Source organism: Blastococcus sp. TF02A-26 (assembly GCF_003319125.1).
GTDB lineage: Bacteria > Actinomycetota > Actinomycetes > Mycobacteriales > Geodermatophilaceae > Trujillonella.
Window position 1 is genome coordinate 330,958 of the sequence record NZ_QOHG01000003.1, and the last position, 9,621, is coordinate 340,578.

The window sequence follows — 9,621 nt, forward strand, 5'->3', positions numbered from 1 at the left end:
GCCCCTCCCCGTCCGTCGGTCCGGCCGGGGGGTCCGGGCCAGGTCCGGAGTCAGGCTAGCCGCCGGCGTCCCGCGTGGCGCTCAGGCGCGGGCGCAGCGGAGCAGGTCGTCCAGCGCCGCGCCGAGGGCCGGTCGGTCGGCCACCGCGGCCGGGAACGGCACCCGCAGGTCGTAGCGCGAGGCGGGGCACTCCACCCGGAAGAGGATGCCGAACCGGTCGACGCCCAACAGGTGCACGCCGTCGTCCTCCCCGGCCCAGAGCCGCACGCGGGCGCACAGCTCGGCCAGCGGGCGGGCGTGCTCGCCGAGCAGGTCCACCTCGTCGGCGGCCAGGGGGTCGGGGCGGGCCGCGGCGAACTCCGCCGGGTCGACCTCCGTGCAGCCGGCGCCCTCGGTCAGCAGCACCTCGGCCAGGTCCAGCCGCAGCAGGCACGCGGTGAGGCCGACGTCGAGCAGGACGTCGGCCGGGCAGGCGTCGGCGAAGTCGAGCACCAGGGCCGCCTCCTCGTCGTGCGGCACCGGCGTCAGCCAGCCCACCAGCTCCAGCTGGCCGCGCACCGGGTCGCGCAGCGGGAGCACGGTGCGCCGGGTGACGGTCAGCCTGGCCGGCAGGTCGCCGAGCGGGGAGCGGCGGACGGCGGCGGCCAGGCCACCGGACCGCGGCACGACCAGCAGCACGTCGCCGGCCGCGGTGGTGGTCGCGGCCAGCACCGGCGCGGTGCCCTCTCCCAGGGTGTGCACCCAGGCGGCGGAGCAGGTGGCGACCGTGCGGGCGCGCTCGGCGGCGCTCGGGGCGGCCGGGGCGGGAGCCGCGGCGGGCTGCCGGGACGTGCGGGTCGATCGGCGTGCGGTCATGGCTTCCCTCGCGGCTGTCGTCCGGTAGTAAGGTGAGCCTAACCAAACTGGAGGTCTCCGTGAACACTCCGCGCCCCAAGGTCCGGCTCAGCCGCCGGCTCGGGATGCCGCTCACCCCCAAGGCCGTCGCGTACTTCGAGCGCCGCCCCTATCCGCCGGGCGAGCACGGCCGCAAGCGCAAGCAGGCCAGCGACTACTCGACCCGGCTGCTGGAGAAGCAGCGGCTGCGCGCGCAGTACGACATCAGCGAGACCCAGCTGCGCCGGGCGTTCGACCGCGCCAGGCGGACCGGTGGCAAGACCGGCGAGGCGCTGATCCAGGACCTCGAGTCGCGGCTGGACGCCACGGTCCTGCGGGCCGGGTTCGCGCGGACCATCTACCAGGCCCGCCAGTTCGTCACCCACCAGCACGTGCTGGTCAACGGCCGGCGGGTGGACCGCCCCTCCTACCGGCTGCGGCCCGGCGACTTCGTGCAGATCGCCGAGCGGTCGCGGGCCAAGGAGCCGTTCGTCGTGGCCGCCTCGGGCGCGCACGCCGAGCCGCCGGCCTACCTGTCGGTGACGCTCGGGGACCTCGTCGCCCGGGTCGAGCGGACGCCGTCCCGCGAGGAGATCCCGGTGGTCTGCGAGGAGCAGCTGGTCGTGGAGTACTACTCCCGCTGATCGTCGTCCGCCCCGGTTGGCGCCGCGACGAGGGGGGCATCGACCGCGGGTGGCGGAACGGGACGTCGTCCGGCTGAGCAAGCGGCTGTCCTACGTGCTCCGCCACCGGCCGGACAGCGTCGGGCTCGCCCTGGACGACGCCGGGTGGGTGGACGTCGACCCGCTGCTCGCCGCGCTCGGCATGACCCGTGCCGAGCTCGACGACGTGGTCACCCGCAACGACAAGCGCCGGTTCGCCTTCGACGGGACCGGCACCCGGATCCGGGCCAGCCAGGGGCACAGCGTCCCCGTCGAGCTCGGGCTACCGGCGGTCGACCCGCCACCGGTGCTGTTCCACGGCACGCCGGTGCGGAACCTCGCGGCGATCCGCGCCGAGGGGTTGCGACCGGGGAACCGGCACGCGGTGCACCTGAGCCCGGACGAGGCGACGGCCCGTGCCGTCGGGGCGCGTCGGGGCCGGCCCGTCGTCCTCGCGGTGGACGCGGCCGGGATGGCGGCCGCCGGCGCGGTCTTCACGCGCTCGGCCAACGGTGTCTGGCTGGTCGACGCCGTTCCGCCGCGGTTCCTGACGGTCGTCTCAGGCGGGTAGGAGGTCCTCGGCTCCGGCGGTCAGGGTGGCGCGGGCGGCGGCGGGGTCGCCGAGGTAGCCGGCCACCATCGCGCCGTCGCGCAGCATCACGAAGCGTCGCGCGGCCTCCTCCGGGTCCGCGTGCCCCGCGGTCCGGTAGGCGCGGGTGACCGTCTCGGTCAGCCAGGCGCGGTGCGTGGCGACGGCGCGGTGCACGGGGTCGGCGGGGTCGGGGTGCTCGGCCGCGGCGTTGATGAAGGGGCAACCCCGGAAGCCCGGCCGGCACATCTCGGTGCCGATCGCCTCGGTCAGCCGCCGCAGCTGGGCGACCGCCGTCTCCGCGTCGGCCGGAGGGCCGCCGACGTACTCGCGGACGGCCTCGTCGACCCCGCGGAGGTAGGCGACGACGAGGTCCTCCTTGCCCGGGAAGTGCCGGTAGAAGGTGGCTCGCGTGATGCCGGCGGCGCCGACGATCCGGTCGACGCCGACGGTGTGCAGCCCCTCGGCGTAGAAGAGCTCCGCGGCCGTGCGGAGCAGGCGCTCACGGGCAGCCGAGGGGCGGGCGGGGGCGGTCACGCCGCCCATCGTAGAGGGAGAACGAACGTTCCGTCTTGCATGGTGGACGGCGCTGTGGTGCAGTTGGGGCAGAACGATCGTTCTCTCTACCTGCTGAGGAGCCTCATGGACGCCATCTACACCGCCGTCGCCACCGCCTCCGGCGACGGGCGCAACGGGCACGCGCGCAGCTCCGACGGGATCATCGACCTCGACCTCGCCGTCCCGCGCGAGATGGGCGGCGCCGGCGGGGCGACGAACCCCGAGCAGCTGTTCGCCGCCGGGTACGCCGCCTGCTTCCACTCGGCGCTGAAGCTCGTCGCCGGCCAGAAGAAGCTGAAGCTCACCGACTCCGCCGTCACGGCCGAGGTCGGCATCGGCAGCAACGACGCCGGCGGCTTCGGGCTGACCGTGGCCCTCGAGGTGGAGCTCGGCGGCATCGACCAGGCCGCGGCCGACGACCTCGTCGAGGCCGCCCACCAGGTCTGCCCCTACTCGAACGCCACCCGCGGCAACGTCCCGGTGACCCTCACGGCCACCGTCGCCTGAGCCCCCTCCTCCGCGAGATCTGCACAGTCGTCACCATCGACCGCTGATGGCGACGACTGTGCAGATCTCGTCGAGTCCTCAGGCCTTGATGATCGCGGCGACCGGGCCGCCGCCGGACGGGCCCTGGTGCACCGCCGCGACCGACACGAACACCGCCGGGTCGCCGGTCACCGAGGCCGCGACCCCGCCGACCGTCGCCTTGATCTGCCGGTGCCAGAAGACGTCGGAGTCGTCGAGCATCGCGTTCCGCCGGCCGCGCACGTAGCCGGTCGGGTCCGCCTCGCACTTGAGGAAGACGTTGACCAGCCGGTCGCCCAGGTCGCTGACGTGCGGCCGCTCGGGCAGGTCGAGGCCCGCCTGGCGGATGGCGTCCCAGATACCGTCCTGGTCCAGCGCGTCCTTCATCACCGAGTGCCCGATGCGGTAGTTGCCCCCGTGGCCGCGCGCGTTGCCGACGACGACGATCTGCGCCCGGTCGAGCTCCACGCCGGACGAGCACGAGGCCACGGCGCTGAACAGCGACAGGTCGCGCATGACCTGCTTCTGCTCCGGCATCTCGATCTCGCCGAGGGCGACGGCGATGCCCAGGGCCGTCGTCCCGTTGGAGAGGTCCATCGAGCCGTGCGGCTCCTCGTAGTACGTCTCCTTGCCGCGGGACTTGGCGTCGCGGATGGTCTCGATGGTCAGCAGCGGCGTCTTCGTCTGCACGTAGTGGACGTCGGCCGGGTCGGTGATGCCCGCGGCCTCCATCGCGCGGCGGACGCCCTCGGCGACCTTCTCCACCATCGAGATGCGGCCGATGTCCTCGGGCAGCAGCACGTCGCTCATCGCGTAGCCGACGGTCAGCCGCGGCTCGTCGGTCTTCTCCACGGCGTCCTCCGGGAGCGTCGCGAAGATCGTGGCGTGCGGGCTGATGACGCCGTCCGTGCCGCCGGACCAGACGATCGGGATCTCCCCGACCTCCTCCTTCGACCGGGTGCCCTTCTCCAGCAGCACCTCGCGGAAGGCGCGGTCGGCGATGATCCGCGTGTAGTCGTTGACGCCGCCGTTGCCCTCGGTCTTGCCGATGACGGCGACCACCCGGTCGGCCTCCATGACGCCCTCGTCGATGAGCTTGGCCAGCTCCGAGGCGTCGCTGACGTTGTGCAGGGGGACCTTGCGGACCTCGATCGGTGCGGGCATTCGGTCACTCTTCCTCTGGTGTCGGGTACGGGTGGCCCTCCTGCAGGGGCCCGCCGCGAGCCTGCGAGCGGTGGGGGGCAGGAGAGTCCTTCTGCAGGACGGTGCCGACGTCGTCCGCGGTGACGGCGTCGGTGATGGACTCGAGCGTGGTGACGACGGCTCTGCGTCTCTGGCTGATGGGGCCGCCGCCGGTCACGAAGCGCAGCGCGGCCTCGACCTTCGGGCCCATGCTGCCGCCGGCGAACTCCCCGGCGGCGGCGTGCGCGCGCAGCTCGGCGGGGGTCACCCGGCCGAGCGGACGGGCGTCCGGCGTGCCGAAGCCGACCATGACGTTCGGGACGTCGGTGGCGAGGACCAGGACGTCGGCGTCGACGTCGCGCGCCAGGACGGCGGCGGTGAGGTCCTTGTCGATGACGGCCTCGACGCCGCGCAACGCGGCACCGGTGTCGTCGGTGACCGGGATCCCGCCCCCGCCGGCGCAGACGACGACGAAGCCGGCGGCCGCCAGCGCGTGCACCGCCGGCCCGTCGACCACCGAGCGCGGCTCGGGCGAGGCGACGATCCGCCGCCACCCACGCGGGCCGCGGTCCTCCCAGGTCTGACCGAGCGCGATCAGCCGCTCCGCGTGCTCGCGCGGGAGGAACCGGCCGACCGGCTTGGACGGCGTCAGGAGACCGGGGTCGGCGGCGTCGACGAGCGTGCGGGTCACCAGGGCCGCGGTGCGCTGGGGCAGGCCGAGCGCGGCGAGCGCCGCGTCGAGCTCGTCGGCGAGGGTGAAGCCGATCGTCGCCTGGGTCTGGGCCACGTTCCAGTCCAGCGGGACAGGGGGGACCTCGTGCGCGGCCAGCTCGTTCTTCACCAGCAGGTTGCCCACCTGGGGGCCGTTGCCGTGGGTGAGCACGACCTCGACGCCGGCGGCGACCAGTTCGGCCACGTGCCCGGCGGCCACGCGCAGCGCGGCCTGCTGGGCCTCGGGGGTCGCCGAGCCGTCCGGCCCGGTCATGGCATTGCCCCCGAGCGCGACCACGGCACGGCGGGGGAGGGTCACCCCGGCGACCCTAGCGAGGAGTTGCTTAGCGGTGAAGTACCTGACGGGACCTAGCGGCGCCAGAAGTCGAACGGGTCGCGTCCGGGACGGAAGCCGGCCGCCTCGACGATGTCGACGGCGAGGTCGAAGCGCTGACCGACGGCACCGGGCTGGTGCCCGTCGCTGCCGAAGCTGATCGCCTCGCCGCCCTCCTCGCGGAACCAGCGGACCTGGTCCACCGAGGCCAGCGGGCTGCTGGTGTTGACCTCCAGGGCGCGCCCGGTCCCGGCCAGGGCCCGGAAGACGGCCCGGTACTCCTCCTCGTGGTCCTTCTCCACGTACCGGTGCGTGCCGCCGGGCCAGTAGCGCCGCGGGAAGTCGACGTGCGCTAGGACCTGGAAGACGTCGCTGCTCTCGATCATGTCGACGACCTCGGCGAGGTAGCGGCGCATGGTCCCGTCGTCGTCCTCCCACAGCAGGTGGCCGACGCCGTACAGCCGGCCACCCCACGAGAGGGAGTGCAGCGAGCCCAGGACGCGGTCGACCGGGCCGTTGCGCAGGTGGGCGGCGATGCTCGCGCCGAACAGGTGCGGTTCGCCGGCCTCCACGCCGGACCAGATGCGCAGCTCCGGGAAGCGGTCGCGCACCTCCTCGAGCTCCGCGAAGTAGCTCTCGACGTCGATCTCCGCGTGCCGGGAGGCGTGCCGCTCGACCAGGCCCTCGTCGGTGGCTCGGTCGTCGGGGTCCCAGACGGTGAAGTCGAGGTGCTCGGTGAAGGCGATCGCCGGCAACCCCAGCGCGACCGCCCGCTCGCAGGCGCGCGCCATCGTGGAGGTGGCGGCGGTGTCCCACGACCAGTGCGTGTGGACGTGGTTGTCCGGCGGCGGCGTCCGGTCGGGGCTGGCGGGCATCGCCGTCCATCCTCTCCCGCCGCTCTCCACAGGGCGCCGCGGGATGTCGGCGGGCATGCCTACTGTCGGGCACATGACCACCAGCGCGCCGCCGTCCCCCGTCGCCGACGAGGCGCTGGAGATCCTGCGCGAGCTGACCGGCCGGCCCGACGCGGAGTTCCGCGACGGGCAGGACGTCGCCGTCTCCGCCCTCGTGGAGCGTGCCCAGCGGGCGCTGGTCGTGCAGCGCACCGGCTGGGGCAAGTCGGCGGTCTACTTCGTCTCGACCGCGCTGCTGCGCCGCCGCGGTGCCGGCCCGACGCTGCTGGTCAGCCCCCTGCTCGCGCTGATGCGCGACCAGGTCACCGCGGCGTCCCGCGCCGGCATCCGCGCCGTGGAGATCTCCAGCTCGAACGTGACGGAGTGGGACGACATCGCCGCCCGGCTCGCCGCCGACGACGTCGACGTCCTGCTCGTCTCCCCGGAGCGGCTGACCAACCCGCGCTTCCGCGAGGAGCAGCTGCCGGGGCTCGTGGCCCGGTGCGGGCTGGTCGTCGTCGACGAGGCGCACTGCGTGTCGGACTGGGGGCACGACTTCCGGCCCGACTACCGCCGCATCCGCGACCTGCTCGGCACGCTCCCGGCCGGCACCCCGGTGCTGGCGACGACGGCCACGGCCAACGAGCGCGTGGTCGCCGACGTCGCCGAGCAGCTCGGTGCGGGTGGGGTCGAGGTCACGACGGTGCGCGGTCCGCTGGCGCGCGACTCGCTGCGCCTCGGCGTCCTGCGGCTGCCCACCGACCGCGCTCGCCTCGCCTGGCTCGCCGCGCACCTGGGCGACCTGCCGGGCAGCGGCATCGTCTACACGCTGACCGTCGCGGCGGCCGAGGAGACGGCGTCGCTGCTGCGCGACGCCGGCCACGAGGTGCGGGCCTACACCGGGCGCCTGGACGACGCCGACCGCAAGGACGCCGAGGAGGCGCTCCGGGAGAACCGGGTCAAGGCGCTCGTCGCCACCTCTGCGCTGGGCATGGGCTTCGACAAGCCCGATCTCGGCTTCGTCGTCCACCTCGGGGCGCCGTCGTCGCCGGTCAGCTACTACCAGCAGGTGGGCCGTGCCGGCCGCGCCGTCGAGCACGCCGACGTGCTGCTGCTCCCCGGCCCCGAGGACCTCGCCATCTGGCAGTGGTTCGCGACGTCGTCCATGCCGCGGGAGGACCACGCGGCCGCCGTCCTCACCGCGATGGCCGACGGCAAGGCGTGGTCGGTCGCCCGGCTGGAGACGGTGGCCGACGTCCGGCGGTCCCGTCTGGAGCTGCTGCTCAAGGTGCTCGCCGTCGACGGCGCGGTCGAGCGGGTGCAGGGCGGCTGGCGCTCGACCGGCGTCCCGTGGGTCTACGACGCCGACCGGTACGGCCGCGTCGCGCGCACCCGGGAGGCCGAGCAGCGGGCGATGATCACCTACGCCCGCCCCGTCGACGAGGCGCAGTGCCGGATGGCCTTCCTCCAGGAGGCCCTGGACGACCCGACTGCCGCCCCCTGCGGTCGCTGCGACGTCTGCGCCGGCCCCTGGTACCCGACGGAGATCCCCACCGGCGCCGCGGACGCGGCCTCGGCCGCCCTGGACCGCCCGGGCGTCGAGCTGCCGCCGCGGGCGCAGTGGCCCACCGGCGCCGACCGGCTCGGCGTGACCGTCAAGGGCAAGATCGCGCCGGCCGAGCAGCTCGACCCCGGCCGCGCCGTCGCCCGGTTGACCGACCTGGGCTGGGGACAGCGGCTGCGCACGCTGCTCGGGGACGACGGCGTGGGCGGCACCGTCGTGCTCGACCTGGAGGCGCCGGGCATCGAGGAGGACCCGGACGCGGCCTTCGACGTCCCGGTCCGGCGGTCGGTCACCGACGTGCCCCCGGACGACGAGCTGCTCCGGGCGTGCGGGCGGGTGCTCGGCGCCTGGGACTGGGCCGAGCGGCCGGCCGCGGTGGTCGCGATCCCCTCCCGCCGGCGGCCCCGGCTGGTGACCGGTCTCGCCGAGGGGCTGGCCCGGATGGGGCGGCTGCCGTACCTCGGCGAGCTCTCCCTGGCACACGGCGGCCCGACCGGCGGACCGGGCGGCAACAGCGCCTTCCGGCTGGCCGCGGTGTGGCAGCGGATCGTCGTCGGACCGGAGCTGCGGGAGCGGCTCGACCAGTTGGGCCCAGTACCGGTGCTGCTCGTCGACGACCTGGCCGACTCGCGCTGGACCATGACGGTCGCCGGCCGGGAGCTCCGGCTCGCCGGTGCCTCGCGGGTGCTGCCCTTCGCGCTGGCGCTCGCCGCGTGAGCTTCTCCACAGGTTTTCGAACAGCTGTGCGAAAGTTCCGCTAGCCTCTGCCCATGTCGCTCGCGCACCAGCCGTCGATGTGGGACCTCGCCGAGGAACCCGCTCTGACGCCGTTGGCCGGGCGGGTGCAGCGGCACCACCTGAGCCGGGGCGCCTGGGTCGACCACCTGCCAGGTTGGGTCACCGGCTCGGAGTCGGTGCTCGAGGTGCTGCTCGGCGACATCGGCTGGCGGGCCGACCGGCGGCAGATGTACGAGCGCGAGGTCGCCGTTCCGCGGTTGCTGCGCTGGTACGGCGGCGACGAGGAGCTCCCGCACCCCCTGGTCACCGAGGCGCGGGCGGCGCTGAACCAGCACTACGGCCCGGAGCTCGGCGAGCCGTTCGTCAGCGCCGGCATGTGCCTGTACCGGGACGGGCGGGACAGCGTGGCCTGGCACGGCGACCGTCTGGGCCGGGCTCGGTCCGCGGACACGATGGTCGCGATCGTCTCGTTCGGGTCCCCGCGGCCGCTGATGCTGCGCCCCGTGGGCGGCGGCGAGAGCCTGCGCTTCCCCGTCGGGCACGGCGACCTCGTGGTCATGGGTGGTTCGTGCCAGCGCACGTGGGAGCACTGCATCCCCAAGACGGCGAAGCCGGTAGGGCCGCGGGTCAGCGTCCAGTTCCGCCCCCGCGGAGTGCTCTGAGCAGGGGGCTCCGACACCCACCGGGGACCCCCCTGCACGACCCCCTCAGAGGCGTGTATGGTTCTCCCTGCACCACGCGAGAACGGACCGGGCCTCCAGCCCGGTCAACCGCCGGAAGCGCCCCTCGAGGGACCACTGTTGCGGAGCGTGGGGTACAGTGAGAACACCGCCTCGCACGAACGCCTGAAAAGGCCGGAGTACGAGCGCGTCCGTTCCTTGAGAACTCAACAGCGTGCCGAAAGTCAGTGCCAAGTAATACCCCGTGTGCTGCGGATCTTCGGGTTCGTGGTGCTGGGATTCCTTTGGTTGATTGATATCGCGAGTGTCAGC

General features: G+C 74.2%; 11 protein-coding genes. 6 read left to right on the plus strand and 5 right to left on the minus strand.

Annotated features, from left to right (window positions below):
- Positions 1 to 81: 81 nt before the first annotated feature.
- Positions 82 to 855 carry a DUF2470 domain-containing protein gene (locus DQ240_RS05270; protein ID WP_199589075.1) on the minus strand — a complete coding sequence of 258 codons (774 nt, stop codon included), beginning with the start codon at positions 853 to 855 and terminating at the stop codon, positions 82 to 84.
- Between the two features lie 59 nt (positions 856 to 914).
- Between DQ240_RS05270 and rpsD the strand changes: the two genes are divergently transcribed.
- Positions 915 to 1,517: a 30S ribosomal protein S4 gene (gene rpsD / locus DQ240_RS05275; protein ID WP_113838541.1), complete on the plus strand. Its 603-nt coding sequence runs from the start codon at positions 915 to 917 to the stop codon at positions 1,515 to 1,517.
- Between the two features lie 49 nt (positions 1,518 to 1,566).
- Positions 1,567 to 2,106 carry an RNA 2'-phosphotransferase gene (locus DQ240_RS05280; protein WP_113838542.1) on the plus strand — a complete coding sequence of 180 codons (540 nt, stop codon included), beginning with the start codon at positions 1,567 to 1,569 and terminating at the stop codon, positions 2,104 to 2,106.
- On the opposite strand, the gene DQ240_RS05285 is transcribed toward DQ240_RS05280, so the two are convergent.
- Entirely contained in the window at positions 2,095 to 2,661 is a 567-nt protein-coding gene (locus DQ240_RS05285) for a TetR/AcrR family transcriptional regulator (RefSeq protein WP_199589077.1), read from the minus strand. The two genes, DQ240_RS05280 and DQ240_RS05285, sit on opposite strands and share 12 nt — an antisense overlap.
- 105 nt (positions 2,662 to 2,766) lie before the next feature.
- Here DQ240_RS05285 and DQ240_RS05290 point away from each other — a divergent pair, with 105 nt between their 5' ends.
- A complete protein-coding gene (locus DQ240_RS05290) occupies positions 2,767 to 3,189 on the plus strand; it encodes an organic hydroperoxide resistance protein (protein ID WP_113838544.1) in 423 nt (140 codons plus the stop codon).
- Between the two features lie 78 nt (positions 3,190 to 3,267).
- Here DQ240_RS05290 and DQ240_RS05295 read toward each other — a convergent pair whose 3' ends face one another.
- The 3 genes from DQ240_RS05295 to DQ240_RS05305 are packed head-to-tail and all read right to left on the minus strand — an operon-like array spanning position 3,268 to position 6,309.
- Positions 3,268 to 4,371, minus strand: a complete 1,104-nt coding sequence (locus DQ240_RS05295) for a ring-opening amidohydrolase (protein WP_113838545.1) — start codon at positions 4,369 to 4,371, stop codon at positions 3,268 to 3,270.
- A gap of 4 nt (positions 4,372 to 4,375) precedes the next feature.
- A complete protein-coding gene (locus DQ240_RS05300) occupies positions 4,376 to 5,419 on the minus strand; it encodes a carbamate kinase (protein ID WP_113838546.1) in 1,044 nt (347 codons plus the stop codon).
- A gap of 50 nt (positions 5,420 to 5,469) precedes the next feature.
- Positions 5,470 to 6,309, minus strand: coding sequence for a PHP domain-containing protein (locus tag DQ240_RS05305; RefSeq protein ID WP_113838547.1), 840 nt, complete (start codon positions 6,307 to 6,309; stop codon positions 5,470 to 5,472).
- 73 nt (positions 6,310 to 6,382) lie between these two features.
- On the opposite strand from DQ240_RS05305, the gene DQ240_RS05310 reads away from it, so the two are divergent.
- From DQ240_RS05310 to DQ240_RS23925, 3 genes are all read left to right on the plus strand, one after another.
- A complete protein-coding gene (locus DQ240_RS05310) occupies positions 6,383 to 8,608 on the plus strand; it encodes a RecQ family ATP-dependent DNA helicase (protein WP_113838548.1) in 2,226 nt (741 codons plus the stop codon).
- A 53-nt stretch (positions 8,609 to 8,661) separates the two neighbouring features.
- Complete coding sequence (locus tag DQ240_RS05315; protein ID WP_113838549.1) at positions 8,662 to 9,291, plus strand: alpha-ketoglutarate-dependent dioxygenase AlkB; 630 nt, start codon at positions 8,662 to 8,664, stop codon at positions 9,289 to 9,291.
- A 147-nt stretch (positions 9,292 to 9,438) separates the two neighbouring features.
- On the plus strand, positions 9,439 to 9,621 hold a 183-nt coding region (locus DQ240_RS23925; protein ID WP_233498512.1), incomplete at its 3' end, for a hypothetical protein.

Coding starts and splice junctions, on each gene's coding strand:
- DQ240_RS05270 (WP_199589075.1), bottom strand. CDS start 855: ATGACCGCACGCCGATCGACCCGCACGTCCCGGCAGCCCGCCGCGGCT.
- DQ240_RS05290 (WP_113838544.1), top strand. CDS start 2,767: ATGGACGCCATCTACACCGCCGTCGCCACCGCCTCCGGCGACGGGCGC.
- DQ240_RS05295 (WP_113838545.1), bottom strand. CDS start 4,371: ATGCCCGCACCGATCGAGGTCCGCAAGGTCCCCCTGCACAACGTCAGC.
- DQ240_RS05305 (WP_113838547.1), bottom strand. CDS start 6,309: ATGCCCGCCAGCCCCGACCGGACGCCGCCGCCGGACAACCACGTCCAC.
- DQ240_RS05310 (WP_113838548.1), top strand. CDS start 6,383: ATGACCACCAGCGCGCCGCCGTCCCCCGTCGCCGACGAGGCGCTGGAG.
- DQ240_RS05315 (WP_113838549.1), top strand. CDS start 8,662: ATGTCGCTCGCGCACCAGCCGTCGATGTGGGACCTCGCCGAGGAACCC.